The organism is Paraburkholderia bannensis NBRC 103871 (assembly GCF_000685015.1).
Classification (GTDB): domain Bacteria; phylum Pseudomonadota; class Gammaproteobacteria; order Burkholderiales; family Burkholderiaceae; genus Paraburkholderia; species Paraburkholderia bannensis.
In genome coordinates, this window is record NZ_BAYA01000003.1 from 470,568 (window position 1) to 486,773 (window position 16,206).

15 protein-coding genes are annotated in these 16,206 nt (G+C 63.5%); 13 read left to right on the forward strand and 2 right to left on the reverse strand.

Annotated elements, in window-relative coordinates; all coding sequences use genetic code 11:
• Positions 1-158: 158 nt before the first annotated feature.
• The 3 genes from BBA01S_RS45100 (at position 159) to BBA01S_RS05395 (ending at position 3,140) form a co-directional block, all read left to right on the forward strand.
• On the forward strand, positions 159-1,001 hold the full coding sequence (locus BBA01S_RS45100) for a lysozyme inhibitor LprI family protein (RefSeq protein ID WP_156965869.1): 843 nt from the start codon (positions 159-161) through the stop codon (positions 999-1,001).
• A gap of 121 nt (positions 1,002-1,122) precedes the next feature.
• Complete coding sequence (locus tag BBA01S_RS05390; RefSeq protein WP_027815539.1) at positions 1,123-1,875, forward strand: response regulator; 753 nt, start codon at positions 1,123-1,125, stop codon at positions 1,873-1,875.
• On the forward strand, positions 1,872-3,140 hold the full coding sequence (locus BBA01S_RS05395; protein ID WP_027815540.1) for an ATP-binding protein: 1,269 nt from the start codon (positions 1,872-1,874) through the stop codon (positions 3,138-3,140). The genes BBA01S_RS05390 and BBA01S_RS05395 overlap by 4 nt, the downstream gene beginning before the upstream one ends.
• A 51-nt stretch (positions 3,141-3,191) precedes the next feature.
• On the opposite strand, the gene BBA01S_RS05400 is transcribed toward BBA01S_RS05395, so the two are convergent.
• The gene (locus tag BBA01S_RS05400) at positions 3,192-4,091 is read right to left on the reverse strand and encodes a tyrosine-protein phosphatase (protein ID WP_167336001.1); all 900 of its coding nucleotides are present in this window, start codon (positions 4,089-4,091) and stop codon (positions 3,192-3,194) included.
• A 311-nt stretch (positions 4,092-4,402) separates the two neighbouring features.
• Here BBA01S_RS05400 and BBA01S_RS46690 point away from each other — a divergent pair, with 311 nt between their 5' ends.
• The 3 genes from BBA01S_RS46690 to BBA01S_RS45105 all read left to right on the forward strand — a co-directional run bounded on the left by BBA01S_RS46690 (position 4,403) and on the right by BBA01S_RS45105 (position 5,965).
• On the forward strand, positions 4,403-4,567 hold the full coding sequence (locus tag BBA01S_RS46690; RefSeq protein WP_156965870.1) for a hypothetical protein: 165 nt from the start codon (positions 4,403-4,405) through the stop codon (positions 4,565-4,567).
• A 45-nt stretch (positions 4,568-4,612) separates the two neighbouring features.
• Positions 4,613-5,194, forward strand: coding sequence for a flagellar transcriptional regulator FlhC (flhC, locus tag BBA01S_RS40125; protein ID WP_063750522.1), 582 nt, complete (start codon positions 4,613-4,615; stop codon positions 5,192-5,194).
• A gap of 285 nt (positions 5,195-5,479) precedes the next feature.
• Entirely contained in the window at positions 5,480-5,965 is a 486-nt protein-coding gene (locus BBA01S_RS45105; RefSeq protein WP_156965871.1) for a hypothetical protein, read from the forward strand.
• Positions 5,966-5,999: 34 nt separating this feature from the next.
• On the opposite strand, the gene BBA01S_RS40135 is transcribed toward BBA01S_RS45105, so the two are convergent.
• Positions 6,000-7,457 carry an amino acid permease gene (locus tag BBA01S_RS40135; protein WP_084161854.1) on the reverse strand — a complete coding sequence of 486 codons (1,458 nt, stop codon included), beginning with the start codon at positions 7,455-7,457 and terminating at the stop codon, positions 6,000-6,002.
• Between the two features lie 455 nt (positions 7,458-7,912).
• Between BBA01S_RS40135 and BBA01S_RS05425 the strand changes: the two genes are divergently transcribed.
• The 7 genes from BBA01S_RS05425 (at position 7,913) to BBA01S_RS40145 (ending at position 16,203) form a co-directional block, all read left to right on the forward strand.
• On the forward strand, positions 7,913-9,232 hold the full coding sequence (locus BBA01S_RS05425; protein ID WP_027815543.1) for an NAD(P)/FAD-dependent oxidoreductase: 1,320 nt from the start codon (positions 7,913-7,915) through the stop codon (positions 9,230-9,232).
• A 141-nt stretch (positions 9,233-9,373) separates the two neighbouring features.
• Positions 9,374-10,705 (forward strand): MFS transporter, encoded by a 1,332-nt coding sequence (locus BBA01S_RS05430; RefSeq protein ID WP_027815544.1) that lies wholly within the window; start codon positions 9,374-9,376, stop codon positions 10,703-10,705.
• A gap of 57 nt (positions 10,706-10,762) precedes the next feature.
• Entirely contained in the window at positions 10,763-11,671 is a 909-nt protein-coding gene (locus tag BBA01S_RS05435) for a dihydrodipicolinate synthase family protein (protein ID WP_027815545.1), read from the forward strand.
• Positions 11,671-13,164, forward strand: a complete 1,494-nt coding sequence (locus BBA01S_RS05440) for an aldehyde dehydrogenase (protein ID WP_027815546.1) — start codon at positions 11,671-11,673, stop codon at positions 13,162-13,164. Before BBA01S_RS05435 ends, BBA01S_RS05440 begins: the two co-directional genes overlap by 1 nt.
• Positions 13,165-13,307: 143 nt before the next feature.
• Positions 13,308-14,240, forward strand: a complete 933-nt coding sequence (gene yddG / locus BBA01S_RS40140) for an aromatic amino acid DMT transporter YddG (protein ID WP_042296024.1) — start codon at positions 13,308-13,310, stop codon at positions 14,238-14,240.
• 77 nt (positions 14,241-14,317) lie between these two features.
• Entirely contained in the window at positions 14,318-15,043 is a 726-nt protein-coding gene (locus BBA01S_RS05450) for a GntR family transcriptional regulator (protein ID WP_027815547.1), read from the forward strand.
• A gap of 125 nt (positions 15,044-15,168) precedes the next feature.
• Positions 15,169-16,203 (forward strand): GlxA family transcriptional regulator, encoded by a 1,035-nt coding sequence (locus BBA01S_RS40145; protein WP_042296027.1) that lies wholly within the window; start codon positions 15,169-15,171, stop codon positions 16,201-16,203.
• Positions 16,204-16,206 lie beyond the last annotated feature (3 nt).

The window sequence follows — 16,206 nt, forward strand, 5'->3', positions numbered from 1 at the left end:
TTTGAAATGATTCGTAAGCGGCCTGGCAATCGCCCCGTTGAGCGAGGCTTTGTGTCGACGACGCTGCGACTATCGTTTCCCTTGCGGCGCAGTGCGCCGTGGCGACGCCGGACGAGCCGCCTGTCGTCCCCTGCCATTTCAACATCATCGTGTCCGCCATGAACCGAGAACTGACCCACCGCCGCGCAAAGACCTCCCTGCATCGCGGCCTCAGCACCGCCGCGCTTGCGCTCTTCGCCACGCTTGCCGCTTCGACGGCAGCACAGGCGGCGAGCTTCCATTGCCCGCACAACGCTTCGGCGTCGGAGCGCATCGTCTGCACCGACCCGACGCTGTCCGCGCTCGACGACAAGCTCGCCGCGCTCTATAAAACCGCCGTCGACGCAACGCCCGACTCCACCGCGCTCGAAGCCGATCGCGTGAGCCAGTGGCAATGGCGCCAGCACAACTGCAAGGACAAGGCTTGCGTGACGGACTGGTATAACCGCCGCATCGCCGAACTCGAAGGCGACTTCAAGCACGGCCAGCAGGCGACGGTGCAACGCGTGAAAGACGGCGTGGCCTCGCAGAACCTCGCCCCGACCGCGCGCGACGCCGTGCTCGAAATGAAGGGGATCGAGCCCGCCGTCAAGCACACCGACGCGAAGCACGAAGACGCGGAAGCCAGCGCCGAAGCACTGCGCCTGCGCAAGATGCCGAGCGGCGTCGCCGCCGACGCGCGCCAGAAGCGCATCGCCGATGCGCTCGCGAAGCACATTCCGGCTGCCGTGCCCGCACCGTCGGCATCGAATGCGCAGGCAAGCGCAGCGTCGAGCAAGGCCATTGCGAACGCAACGAGCGTCGCGTCGATCGACGAAGCGATCGCACAGTCGAAGGACAAGGCCGTGAACAAGGCTGCAAATAACGCCAAAGCCAAGGCTGCGGTTCCGGCCCCGGAAGCGAAGACCGCTGACAAATCGGCCCAGGCGCCGGTTCAGGAAGCGGCTGTTGCCGTCAAGTAAGCGTCAAGCACGCTGAAATCGCAGGGAAAATAGCCGTGATCTGGCCCGTTGGTAAGCGAAGGTAAGAATTAGTCACACTGGCGCTATTCATCGAATCGTCGACAACAATTAAAATTTCACGATGAGTCCACACGTTCTCATCGTCGACGACGATCCGGTCGTGCGCGACCTTCTTTCCCGCTTCCTGCGAACCCACGGCTTCCAGACATCCGTGCTGCACGAGGGTACCCACCTCGCGCGGCGACTTGAGCTCGAACGACCTTCGGTCATCGTGCTCGACGTCATGATGCCTGGCACCGACGGGCTGCGCACGCTCGCCGCATTGCGCGCGCAAGGCGATGACATTCCCGTGATCTTCGCCTCCGCGCGCGGCGCGGTGACCGACCGCATCGCCGGGCTCACGCTCGGCGCGGACGATTATGTCGCCAAGCCCTTCGATCCGCAGGAACTGCTGCTGCGCATCCAGACGGTGCTGCGCCGTCATGGCGCGGTGCCGCCCAGCGCGCCCGAAGCGCGCGAACGCTGCCAGTTCGGGCCGTTCGAGCTCGACTTCGCCACCCGCTCGCTGCTGCGAGACGGCGAGCGCGTGCCGCTGCGCGACAGCATCTTCGCTCTCCTGAAGATCTTCGCGCGCAATCCCTATCGCGTTCTCTCGCGCGTGCTGGTGCACGACCTGTTGCGCGAAGACGGCGTGCCGTTCAACGACCGCAGCCTCGACGTGCCGATCTGGCGCTTGCGCCGCGTGATCGAAGACGATCCCGCCCAGCCGCGCTACGTGCAGACGGTGCGCGGCAAGGGCTATGTATTCGTGCCGCTGCGCGAAGATGACATCGAAGGCAAAGGCGTAGCCAATGCTGCTAGCGCCGGTTCATGAACAATCCGCTGAATACGCTGTTTGGCCGCATGGCCTTGATGTCGGCGCTCGTGCTTTTTATCGTGCAGGCGTGCTGGTTTGTCGTGTTCGCGCCGCAGCCGCGCCGCCATGAAGTCGAAGGCTTCGAGCGCGGGTTGCTGCTCATGCTGCACGCGGCCAACGGATCGGCGCCCAACGAGGTCGAACTCGCGCCCGCGCTGCGCGTGCACCTCGTGCCCACCTGGAACATGCCCGCCGACGTGAAGCTCGAAGTGCCCCGGCGCGAGCCGCTCGCCGACCTGCGCAAGCAGTTGCTGCGCGACCTCCCGCCGGGCACCGAAATTCTCGCGGACATGCACCACCAGCGCGGCGGCGCGCTCTGGGTGCGTTTTGCGGGCCATCCCACGTGGATCGTCGCGCCCGTCGACCTGCCGCCGCCGCCCAACGTCCTGCCCATGGCAGGCGGCCTGCTCGCCATGTCGCTGCTCGTCGCGCTGCTCGCGATGTGGCAAATGCAGCGCCCGCTTTCGCTCGTCGCACAGGCGGCGCGTGCGTTCGGCACCGGCCATCGGCCCGCGCCCGTGAACGAACAGGGGCCGCGCGAACTGCGCGAGTTGATCGGCTCGTTCAACCGCATGATGAAGCAGCTCAACGAGGCCGACGACGATCAGGCCGTCATGCTGGCCGGCGTGGCGCACGACCTCAAGTCGCCGCTCACGCGCATCAAGCTGCGCGCATCGCTGCTGGGCTCGGACGTGGAGCGCCAGCAGCTTTATCGCGAAGTCGATTCGCTCAACGATATCGTCCAGCAGTTCCTCGAATTCGCGCGCCAGCGGCCTGAAGCCGGCCCGGAAGTCGAAGTGGATGCGCTGCTGCGCGAACAATACTATTCGGACACCGGCAGCGACGAGGACGTGCTGTTCAGGCTCGACCTGCGCGCGGGGCCGGCGTTTCGCATGCCGCGCACCTTGCTTGACCGGCTGATTTCGAATCTCGTCGATAACGCACTCGAACATGGCGTGCCGCCGGTCGAGATTTCCACGCGCCGCGAAGGCCTGCAATGGATCATCGATGTGCGCGATCACGGCCCCGGCATTCCCGCCGACCGCGTGGCCGCAGCCATCAAGCCCTTTGTGCGCCTTGACGAAGCACGCGGCGGCGAAGGCCATTGCGGCCTGGGACTCGCGATCATCACGCGACTCGTGCGCAACCAGGGCGGCCAGTGCGAACTCTCCAACCACCCCGAAGGCGGGCTGCGCGTGCGTATCGCGCTGCCCGTGCTTTAAGCGCCTGCGTTTACGTGCCTTGAACGCAGGCGTTCCAGATTTACCGCGAGATTAAACGGCGAGACGCGCGCGCAGACGGCCCACCGTCACCGCGTCCAGGCCGAGGCCGCTTTGCAGATAACGATTGATGTCGCCGTAGCCCGATTGCAGCGCATCGCAGGCCGCCTGCAGATAGCTCGCCTGTACAGGCGGCGTGAGATTCTGCGAATCCACCGTCGTCGAGCGCCACGCATTCGTCAGAAGAAAATCCTGCACGACGATTTCAAGCGGCACATTCGCGATCAGCAACAGCAACGCCGACGCCCAGCCCGCCACATCCACGCCGTCGCCGCCAACGATCAATTGCGGCCCCGGCGCCTCGGCAATATGTTCGAGCAGCGCGCCATAGGCGATGCACTGCATACGGCCCGTCACGAGTTCGCGCCACTGCGCCAGCATCGCCGCATTCAATTCGCTCGCCGAATAACCTGCAAATGAGCGCGGCGTGGGCGTACCCAGCACGTTGAGCGTGACGCGGTTCGCGCTGGTCAGCACGATATCGGGCGTGGCGTCGTTCTCGGCGGGCGTACGCAGGTCGTAGACGCAGGCGAAGGCCATGCGCTCCAGCGTCACCGTATCCGCCGCATTGGGCGTGAGCGCGTCGCTGCGATACAACAATGCGCGGCGCACGTGCGCGCCGTCGCTCGTCGAATACCCCGGCGCCGCGCCGCCCACGTCGCGGAAGTTGGCCACCGAGTTCACGGCGGGCGTCGGCGCGAACTGTGGCCCCGTGCCATCCGAATAATCTCCGCCACACGCGCTCAGGAGCGTGCTTGCGCAACCACCTAGCGCCAGCACGCTCATGGTGCCCTTGAGCAGCCTGCGGCGCGGCGGGCTGGCCAGCGCACCCGCCGCGCTGCGCGCAGCCGGTGTGACGCCGCTGGACTGGCTGCCGGGCAAACCTTTGCGCAAGTGTCTGAACGAAGGAGTACTGGCGGAAAAAGGAAGCATCATCGATAGAAAGCGAGTGAGAGGTGCTCGCATTCCGGCGAGCACGCGGCGGCGAGGTATGCCACGCGCGTAAAAATTGGAAAGCCGAAGTTTACCGGCAGACGGCCGTGAAAAGGTTACGTTGCAAGACACAGTAATAATCCGTATTACCTTGCATTGCACCGCCAGGGCGCACCGGCGTCATCATGCCCCGCCACAAACCCCGCGTCACCGCCGTTTTTGTGCACAAATATTTCTATTCCTTTCCAATTCGGCACAGCGGGAAAGTTTGCATGAAACACCTTGTTTGCTCGCGCCTTAGTGGGCTTGGCCCGATGCAAAAAGCCCTTGATTTCATTAACGAAACTTCCAATTACTTCCAAAATATTATTCTTGACGCTCGGTTTCCCGCTTTTATAATCGCCCGTGAAATTCAGGCATGGACGCCACGCTTCTGAAGAAGTGAACCGGCAGCGGACTATTGCCCATGGGAGTGCTACTTCATGTACAAAGGCAGTGTCACCGAAGAGGCGCGCGAGGTCATGCGCGCGATTGAACTGATCCAGCTTGGCGCACGCATGCCGGTGCTGGAAAAAGAACTCAATCTGTCGCGCAATCGTTTGATCAGGCTCTATCGCGAGCTCAAGGATGCGTCGCCGCCCAAAGGCATGCTGCCGTTTTCGGCGGACTGGTATTTCACGTGGTTGCCGAATATCCACGCCTCGCTTTTCTACAATATCTTCCTGTATCTTCGCGATGAAGCGCAATGCAGCCGGCTCGACGCGCTCACGCGTGCTTACCGGCTCTATCTCGAACACTGCGATTGCGCCGACACCGAACGCGTGCTGAGCTTCACGCGCGCATGGACGCTGCTGCGCTTTTTCGAAGGCGGCCTGCTCACGCTCACGCGTTGCGGCACCTGCACGGGCCGCTTCGTGCGGCCGGTGCGTGAAGCCAACAAGCCCTATACGTGCTGCGTCTGCGCACCGCCCTCGCGCGCGGGCGTCACGCGCGCGGTGCTCGAAAGCCGCAACCAGGAGAACAGCGCCAACATGGCGCTGATGCCGACGCCGCACGCGGCCTGAGCGCTTCGTCGCGCCATGCGGCAAATTTACACACTGCTGTCTTCCACGTCCGCCAGCGCGGCGCGAATATCGCCCGCGCATAGACGGCACGCTGCTTTGCTTTCCTGATTAATGTTCGACGCCTGGCGTTGCGCGCAGATCTGCGTCGCGATTTCCAGCGCGTGTGTACGCGCATGGGTTGCGGAATATCGCGCATTTCTCTGCCCTATTCGCCAGCCGGTCTGGCATCGCGGCATGGGAATATCGGGGCGTCGCGATAAAGCGATGAAATAAAAGAGGTGAAAAATGGAAATCGGCAGTTTGGCGACGACCGCGGGCGACGGCGCCGCGTACACCCGCAGCAGTAATACGGATGTCACGACCACCACCACACAAAACGGGGTAGCAAACACAGACGCGGGCAACAGCGCCACGCCGGCGTCGCAGGACGACGCTGTCGAGATATCGCCGCAAGGCTATGCCGCTGCGTCGAACGATGCGTCCGCCGGGACATCCACCGGGACGTCCGCCGGTGCATCAATCGACCCATCGGCAGACGATACCGACGATCCGACGGATCAGGCGACGGATGCCACGACCGACGCTCAAGGCAGCACAACGACTCCAGAAAGTTCCGACCAGGCAAACGCGCAGCCCATGCGCTCCCTGGTCTACGGCGCGTTGGGACTCGCGCGGCCCGACCAGCCGCCCGACCCCAACCACGCCTATTCGTTTGGCCGATGGGTCGCGGCAGGCATCACCATCGGCGGCCTGATTTCGCTGTTTATCTGAACGACGCGAATTCGAGCCGATTTCAAGGCTTGATTCAGCGCATTCGCTGCGTGGGATGCCTGGCCAGCGCACGACGCTGGCGCAGGTAACCCACCGCAGCGAGCGCCGCACAGCAGCCCAGCGTGGCCGCCACCTCGCGCCGGTGGTCTTCGCTCATCACCATCACTACGAACGCACCGCCGATCAGCGCCACAACCAGCACCCCAAGGAACGGATGCAGCCACATCTTGACCTTCAACGGGCCCGCCGCGACCAGGCGCTTGTGCAGACGCAACTGGCTCACCGCAATCACGAGATACACGAGCAGCGCAATCGCGCCCGTCGTCGACAGCAAGGCATCGAAGACGTATTTCGGCGCGAGATAGTTCGCACCGCACGCCACGAACGCCACGAGACTTGACGCCATGACCGCGCGCGCCGGCACGCCGTTGGCGGTCGTGCGCGTCACGAAGCGCGGCGCCTGCTGTCGTCTGCCGAGCGAATACATCATGCGCGACGCCGTATACAGTGCCGAATTGAGGCAACTCCCCACGGCGACGAGAATCAGGCCATCGGTAATCAGTTGTGCATAGGGAACGTGGAAACTGCGCAACACCGCCTGGTAAGCGCCCAGGCGCGTCAAGTCCGGATCGTTCCACGGCACCGTGCAAATGATGACCAGCACCGAGCCGATATAAAACAGCGAAATGCGCCACACGACCGAGGTAATCGCGCGCCCGATTTCCCGCGCCGGGTTTTCCGATTCCGCAGCGGCAATCGTGACCACTTCGGTGCCGAGGAACGTGAACATCGTCGTCAGCAGCGCGCCGACAATCGGCGCCATGCCGCGTGGAATGAATCCGCCATGTCCCGTCATGGTCTGCCACGGCGTCACATGCACAGCCGGCAGCAGGCCCGACAGCGCAGCAATGCCCAGGCCGATAAAGAGCAGAATGCCGGTCACCTTGATAATCGCAAACCAGAATTCGAGTTCGCCGTAATTCTTGACGCTCGCGAGATTCGCGACCGTCAGCGCCGCCGTCACCAGCACGGAAAGCTGCCAGACCGGCACATCCGGCAACCAGCCGTTGAGAATGTTGGCCGCAGCCGTCGCTTCCAGCGGCACGACCAGCACCCAGAACCACCAGTACATCCAGCCGATCGTGAAGCCGGCCCATGAGCCGATCGCTTTATCCGCGTAAGTGGAGAACGAGCCGGAATCGGGCATCGCGCAGGCCATCTCGCCGAGCATGCGCATCACCGTCACCACCAGCAGGCTGCCGAATACATAAGCGAGCACGGCGGCGGGGCCCGCCTCGGCAATCGCGTGCCCCGAGCCGACGAACAGCCCCGCGCCGATGCTGCCGCCAATGGAAAGCATCACGACGTGGCGCTGCTGGAGTCCATCGGCAAGCCGGTGCGAGTCCGGGCTCGCGCCCGTGTGCGAGTCGAGATTGGCGTAACCCGCGCTCGCTGCGTCGATCAGGCCAGGTGGGCTATCAATCTGTCGCATGGGTCTTCCTCCGTGGTTTTTTCGGGGACATCGTCAGGCATTCGTTTCAGGTCGCATTCATCATCGGGATCCAAAAACGCCCGATATAGAACCGTTCCGACCGTCCGTAGAACGCCAGCGACAATGCCTGGCCACCTGCCGCAAAGCTCCAAGCCCCGTCCCGCCTGCCTCTGGCCCCCGCCCCGCCGCCGCCCACAAGGGAAAACCCTTAATCCATCGTTGCACCGTTCCATGCGCGATCGCAGAGCGTAAACCCTTATTTTTACTATGCCTAATCGAATCCTATACTCCGTCTACAATTTGTATACATCGATGTTGGACGTTAGAAGACTCTGATGCCAACCGACGGTCTGGAAGACGCCGTCGAGCTGTACGGCCCCGAAGGACGGCGCATGTAGCCGGTGCGCGATCACCCGAAGGCGCAGTGGGTTTCAAAAGCGATATTGGAATTAGAAATGCATACGGTTACCTCGCTCCCCGCGGACGACAAGATGTGTGGCTGGTATCACACGAGTCGCGCGCGCACTCCCAAGGCGGGTCACAAGGGCGAATCGAAGGCCCGCTGGGCCGTGATCGGCGCCGGTTTCACGGGCCTCGCCGCCGCCCGACAGCTCGCGCTGAATTTCCCCGACGATGAGGTCGTGCTCATCGAAGCCCAGGAGATTGGCTTCGGCACCTCGGGGCGCAACGCCGGTTTCGCGATCGACCTGCCGCACGACATCGGCGCGGACGATTACATCGGCGACATCGACACGGCCAGGACGACGCTCAAGCTCAACCTGCTCGGCCAGAACATCCTGCGCGAGCTGGTGGGCGAGCACGGCATCGACTGCCATATGAGCGCGTCCGGCAAGTACCAGGCGGCGGTGGAGGAGCGCGGCGTCGCGGTGCTCGACGCCTATCGCCGCGGGCTCGACAAACTGGGCCAGTCCTATGAAGTCATCGACGGCGCGGCGCTGCCCGAACACATCGGCACGTCGTTCTATCGCCAGGCGCTGTTTACGCCGGGCACGGTGCTCGTGCAGCCTTCAGGCCTCGTGAAGGGCCTGGCCGATTGCCTGCCGCCCAACGTCACGCTCTACGAACACACCCCGGTCACCGACGTCGAATACGGCGAGAAAATCGTGCTCGCGCACCGCAACGGCCGCATCGTGGCCGACAAGTTGGTGCTCGCGAATAACGCTTTTGGCATGCGCTTTGGCTTTCTCGAACGCACGATGCTGCCGGTGTTCCTTTACGCGAGCCTCACGCGCCCGCTCACCGCTGCCGAGCAGTCCGAACTGGGCGGCAAGCCGTTCTGGGGCGTGATTCCCGCCGATCCCTTCGGCAGCACGCTGCGCCGTACGCACGACAACCGCATCCTCGTGCGCAACAGCTTTTCGTTCAATCCGGACGGCCGCCCAAAAGAGCAGAATCTCGCGCGTTTCGCGCAGCGTCATCGCAGGTCGTTCGAACGACGCTTCCCGATGCTGCCGCAAGTGGATTTCGAATACACCTGGAGTGGTTCGCTCGCGCTTTCGCAGAACCACAAGGGCTTCTTTGGCCAGCTCGCGCCGAACGTGTACGGCGCGCTCTGCTGCAACGGCCTGGGCATTACGCGCGGCACGGTGACGGGCACGCTGCTCGCCGACTGGCTCGCGGGCAAGCCCAATGAACTCACGAATTTCCTGCTCGCGACCTCGGGGCCAAACAAGGCGCCGCCCGAACCGTTCCTGTCGATGGGCGTCAACGCGACGCTCTGGTGGGGACAGCGCAAGGCTGGACTGGAAAGCTGATTCGCAAACCGACTGCGAAGGAACGCGATAAACGGCCGTTCCGCACATAGAGACCGATCGCACCTTATACGAAGCACAGCGCGCAGAAAACATGGTTCGGATCCCGAAACATGGCGCCTCATTTCATGGAAGGAGACTGGCATGTCGAACAATCACGTATCCATCGAGGACGTCCCGCTCAATGGGTTCCATCAGTTGCTGACCATCCGCTCAAGCGGCGGCTGGCTCATGGATGGTTATGTCCTGAGCATCATTGGCGTGGCGATGGTGCAGTTTTCCGCAGCGCTCGGCTTGACCAGCTTCTGGGAGGGCATGGTGGCCGCGTCTGCGCTCATCGGCATCTTCGTTGGCGGCTTTGCGGGCGGCTGGCTGTCCGACCGGCTTGGTCGACAAAAGCCCTATTTTTTCGGGCCCGTGATCTTCTTCGTCTGCTCGCTCGCGCAACTGTGGGTGCATTCCGGCGAGGCGCTGTTCGCGCTGCGCTTCCTGATCGGCGTGGGCGTGGGCATTGAATATCCCGTGGCCGGTTCGCTGCTGGTCGAATTCATGCCGCGCAAGTACCGCGGCCCGCGCCTCGCGCTGCTGACGATCATCTGGTTCCTGGGCGCGGCGCTCGCTTATATCGTCGGCAACCTGATTCTGAGCGGCGGCGCGCCCGACGCATGGCGCTGGGTGCTGGCGAGTCCCGCCGCGATCGGCTTCGTGCTGTTCATCGTGCGCATCGGCACGCCGGAGTCACCGCGCTGGCTGCTCAGCAAGGGTCGCCGCACGGAAGCCGAGGCCATCATCAAGAAGGTCTACGGCCCGTCGTTCTCGCTGAAGAACCTGCCTGAAGAAACGGCAGAAAAAAAGACGTCGCTGCTGGCGCTGCTGCACTCCGGTTACGGCAAGCGCATGTTGTTCGTCACGCTGTTCTGGAGTTGCTCGGTGATCCCGGTGTTTGCGGTCTATTCGTTTGCGCCGCGCGTGCTTGAAGCCCTGAACCTGACCGGCCAATGGGAGTCGCTTGGCTCGGTGGCGATCACGCTGCTGTTCGTGGTCGGCTGCATCATCGCCACGCGCATCATCAATACGATTGGCCGCCGCGCGATGGTGATTCACAGCTTCCTGTGGTCGGCGCTTGCGCTGCTCGCGCTGGGCGCGTGCTCGAACGGATCGGCCATTCTGATTCTCGTATTGTTCGGCGCGTATGCGGTGCTGATCGGCGGCGCGCAAGTGCTGCAACTCGTGTATCCCAACGAGATTTTCCCGACCGATATTCGCGCCTTCGCGGTGGGCATGGGCGCGTCGCTCTCGCGTATCGGCGCGGCAATCGGCACGTGGCTCGTGCCCATCGCGCTCAATAGCATCGGCATCGGCAACACCATGTATGCAGCGGCCGCCGTGTCCTTTGTCGGTCTCGCCGCATCGCTTGCGCTCGCGCCGGAAACGCGCTCGCTCAGTCTCCAGGAAGCCGCTTCGCTGAATCACTGAAACACCGATCACATCGATCGGCTATCCCCCTCATTCTTGTTTATACGGAACGACATCATGAACTTTGAAGGCATCTACACTCCGGCCATCACGCCCCTCGACGCGGCCGGCCAGATCGACAAAAAGGCCTTTGCCGACGTGCTGGAATCGCTGGTCGCCGCGGGCGTGCACGGCATCATCATCGGTGGATCGACGGGCGAGTATTACGCGCACACCGCGCAGGAGCGCTTCGACCTGGGCAGCCTCGCGAAGGAAGTGATCGGCTCGCGCACCGCGCTGATTATCGGCACGGGCGCGGTGCGCACGGAAGATTCCGTCGAATACGCGAAAGCCGCCAAGGCGATCAAGGCCGACGCGATCCTGGTCGGCTCGCCGCCCTACGCGCTGCCGACCGAGCAGGAAAACGCCGGGCACGCGCTCGCGATCGACCGCGCCGCCGACCTGCCGATCATGCTCTACAACTACCCCGGCCGCATGAGCGTGTCGATGGGCCGCGAGTTTTTCAACACCGTGCTCGCCGCGTCGAAGAATTTCGTCGCCATCAAGGAAAGCTCGGGCCAGACGGGTCAACTGCATATGCTGGCGCGCGAATTCCCGCAACTGGGCCTGTCGTGCGGCTGGGACGATCAGGCGCTGGAGTTCTTCGCATGGGGCGCGCGTAGCTGGGTTTGCGCAGGCTCCAATTTCCTGCCCGCCGAACACATCGCGCTGTACCAGGCCTGCGCCGTGGAAAACGATTTCGCGAAGGGCCGCCGCATCATGTCCGCGATGCTGCCGCTGATGGACTTCCTCGAAGAAGGCAAGTTCGTGCAGTCGATCAAGCACGGCTGCGAGATCGTCGGCCTGCGCAGCGGCGGCGTGCGCGCCCCGCTCAAGGGTCTCAACGACGACGAGAAGCAACGCCTGCAAGCGATCGTCACCGAACTCAAGCGCGAAGTCGCAGCCGTCACCGGAGGCCACGTCTGATGGCCGACCTGCTCAGCGCCACGGAATACGCTGCGCTCGCCGCGCAGCTGGAATTTCCGACTCAGGCCTTCATCGACGGCACGTTCCAGCCGTCGGTTTCGGGCGAAACGTTCAAGACCACCAACCCGGCCACCGACGAAGTGCTCGCGGAAATTGCCGCGTGCAATGCGGCGGACGTCGATCGCGCCGTCGCCAGCGCACGCGCTGCGTACAAGGACGGGCGCTGGCGCACCCTGCCGCCCTCGCGCCGCAAGTCGATCCTGCTCAAGTTCGCCGACCTGCTCGAAGCGAACGCGCATGAACTGGCGACGATGGAAAGCCTCGACAGCGGCAAGCCGATCCGCGAATGCCAGAACACCGACGTGCCCGAGACGATCCACACGATTCGTTGGCATGCCGAACTGATCGACAAGATCTATGACGCCACCGCGCCGGTCGGGTCGAACGCGCTATCGCTGGTCGTGCGCGAGCCGATCGGCGTGGTCGGCCTGGTGCTGCCGTGGAACTTCCCGCTGCTGATGCTGGCGTGGAAGATCGGCCCGTCGCTTGCGGCTGGCTGCTCCATCGTCGTGAAGCCCGCCAAGGAAACCACCCTCACCGCGCTGCGCGTGGCCGAACTCGCGCACGAAGCGGGCGTGCCCGCGGGGGTCTTCAACGTGCTGCCGGGCGGCGGCAAGGAAGTCGGCGAGCCGCTGGGCCTGCACATGGACGTCGACATGGTGAGCTTCACCGGCTCCACCGCCACGGGCCGACGCTTCCTGCACTATGCCGCCGAGTCCAATCTCAAGCGCATTGTGTTAGAGTGCGGCGGCAAAAATCCGGCCGTGGTGCTCAAGGACGCCGACGACCTGGACGCCGTCGCGCAGCACGTCGTCAACGGCGCGTTCTGGAACATGGGCGAAAACTGCTCGGCTTCCTCGCGCCTGATCGTGCACGCGGACGTCAAGGACGCCCTGCTCGAACGCATCGGCGTGCAGATGCGCGAATGGAAGATGGGCGATCCGCTCGATCCGGAACACCGCATCGGCGCGATGGTCAGCCAGACGCACTTCGAAAAAGTCCGCTCCTATCTGGAGCAGGCCCAGGCGGAGCAACTGCGCGTCGCCTTCGGCGGCGATACGGAACGCGGCATTTTCGTGGCGCCAACCGTCGTCGACGGCGTGGCGTCGACGAGTCGCCTGTTCCAGGAGGAGATCTTCGGCCCGGTGCTGTCCGTCACGACGTTCAAGGACATCGACGAAGCCATCGAACTCGCCAACGACTCGGTTTATGGTCTGGCCGCCTCGGTCTACACCAGCAACCTGAATCACGCGATCCGCCTGTCGCGCGAAATTCGCGCGGGCGTCGTGACCGTCAACTGCTTCGGCGAAGGCGATATCACAACACCGTTCGGCGGCTACAAGGAATCGGGCTTTGGCGGCCGCGACAAGTCGGTCTGGGCGCACGACCAGTACACCGAGATCAAGACGATCTGGATTGACGTGCCCGTGTGAATGCGTAGACCCGCCTGACGCGACATTACGATGCCGCGTCAGGGGCATTCGACGGTTTCGCCGTGGCTGGCCATGCAAGCTGGCCACGGCGAAACCGCAGGGAAAGGCAATAAGGCAGTGATTTACCCAGGCAGGTTCGAAGCATGAAAAAGGATACGGCAACGCTCATTGGGCTCGTCGCTATCATGTTGTGGGCGTCGATCGTCGCCCTGATTCGCGGCGTCAGCGAAAGTCTCGGCGCAACCGGCGGCGCCGCCATGATGTATACGGTTTCCTCCGCTTTTCTCGCGTTGACGGTCGGCTTCCCCAATCTCAGGCAATTTCCGCGTAATTACCTGATTTGGGGCAGCGTGCTATTTGTCGCCTACGAACTCTGTCTTTCGCTGTCGATCGGCTACGCCAATAACGGCAGGCAGGCGATCGAGGTCGGCATGGTCAATTATCTCTGGCCGACTTTCACGCTCGTTGCCGCCATCCTGTTCAACAAGCAAAAGGCCAATCTGCTGGTCGTGCCAGGCTTCGTGCTGTCGATGCTGGGCATCGGCTGGGTGCTGGGCGGCGACCAGGGCATCGATCTCGCGGGCATGCTGGAGAACGTCAGGGACAATCCGCTGAGCTATGGCCTGGCGTTCAGCGGCGCGCTGATCTGGGCCGCCTATTGCACAGTGACGGCGCGGCTCGCGAAAGGCAAGAACGGCGTCACGCCCTTTTTCATGCTGGTGTCGGCCGTCCTCTGGCTCAAATATGCGCTCGAAGGCGGCGGCGCAATGCACTTCGATATGCACGCGATGATCTATCTGTTCCTGGCCGCCGCGGCGATGGGCTTTGGTTACGCGGCCTGGAACATCGGCATTCTGCATGGGAATGCCACGGTGCTCGCAGGCGCGTCCTATTTCATTCCGGTGATATCCGCCGCGCTGGCCGCCACGCTGCTGCACGCGCCGCTGTCCGACGCGTTCTGGCACGGCGCGTTAATGGTGTGCGCAGGCTCGATCCTGTGCTGGATCGCGACCCGGCCGCGCCCGGCTAAAACACGTGCCGTCACCGAGTCCAAAAGCATCGAGGAGCGAGTCTAGGCGCCCGGGCGGGCGCGTCGTCTGGAGATTTTTGACTCGGCGATTTATAGTACACAAAAGGTAGACAGAGAATCGCGATGAAAACGAGCCCCGACGAATCCCAGAACGACAGCAACGTCCCCACCGACCGCAAGGCCGTCCTGGCCGAGACCCTGCGCCGACGCATCGTCAGCATGGAACTGAAGCCTGGCGCCGTGGTGGACGAACTGGCCCTGTGCGACGAATTCGGCCTGTCGCGCCCTCCTGTGCGCGAACTCATGCGCCAGATGGCCGCCGAGGGCTATATCGAACTGGAAGCCAACCGCGCGGCGCGGGTTTCGTCGATGAACTACCACTCGCTGCGCAGCTTCTTCCTGGCCGCGCCGCTCATTTACGTGGCGACGACGCAACTCGCGGCGGCCAACGCCACTGCCGCCGACGTGGCGAAACTGCGCGAAATCCAGAAGCGTTTTCGCGAGGCCATCGACGCCAACGACGTGGAAAACCGGGTGCTCTATAACGACCAGTTCCACCTGGAGATCGGCACGATGGCGCAAAACGATTACCTGATGCCCAGCCTGCGCCGTTTGCTGATCGATCACGCCCGCCTGGGCAAGACGTTTTATCGCTACCCGGCCAGCGACAACACCCAGCAGGAAATGCATCAGGCAGCGCATCAGCACGACGAAATCATCGACGCCATCGAGCGCCGCGATACCGAGCGCGCCGCTGAACTGGTGCGCGCCCACTGGGAGCTTTCGCGCCGCCACATGACGGACTACGCCATCCCGGAAGGGCTGGAAGTGCCTTTGAGTTTCGCCTGATTCCCTGATTCTGCCGGTCGGCGCGCCCATGCGCCGACCGGTTTTCGAATGTGCCTCGCCCCATAAACATAGGATACCGAATTGAAAATCGGCGCCCTGGGTTTTTCGTTGATTGACCGTATTCCATGCCTCACCTGATCGCCCCTCACCACCAGGAACCGCGACGGCCAATTCGCTTCGGCATTGTCCTGCTGCCCAATTTCACGCTGACGGCTTTCTCGGGCTTTGTCGATCTGCTGCGGCTTGCCAGCGACGACGGCGACCTGAGTCGCCCCGTGCGATGCACGTGGACAATCGTGGCGGAATCGCCCGCGCCGATTCGCGCGAGTTGCGGGATTCAGGTGACGCCGTGGGCGACTTTCGACGATGCCGGTACATTCGACTACCTGCTGGTCGTGGGCGGCCTGCTCCATTCCGGCCCTTCCGCCAGCGAGGCAACGCATCGCTTCATTCGCGCCACGGCGGCAAGCGGCGCGACGCTCGTGGGCATTTGCACGGGCGCGTTCGCGCTGGCGCGTGCAGGCGTCATGGACGGCTACCGCATCTGCGTGAGCTGGTTTCACTACTGGGACTTTGTCGAGCGTTTCCCGACGATTCCCGAATCGAGCCTGATCGCCGACCGCCTGTTTGTGATCGACCGGCGGCGCATTACCTGCTCGGGCGGGCGGGCGTCGATCGACGTGGCTGCTGCGATCCTGTTGCGGCACCTGGATGCGTCGATCGTGCAAAAGGCCCAGCGCATCCTGATCGTCGACGATGCGCAGCGCGGCAACGCGCCCCAACCGTACCCGCCCGGTCTCGATCCCGCTTCGCATCCCAAGGTGCGCCGCGCCATCCTCATCATGGAGCAGCACATCGCGAATCCGCTGCCGTTCACGGAACTGGCGCGGCGCGTGGATACGTCCGTGCGGCAGCTCGAACGACTGTTCATCGCCGAGACCGGCAAGTCGCCCAATGTCTATGGCCGCCAGATGCGCGTGCGCATGGCCGCATGGATGCTCACGGGTTCGGATCGAACCGTCGCCGATATCGCCATGTCGTGCGGTTTCTCGGACGCATCGCATCTCGGGCGCGAATTCCGCAAGGAATTCGACGCTTCGCCCAGCGCGTATCGCCTCGCGCGTCCTCCGGTTCAGGAAGTGATGGCGTGTGAGGAATGACGC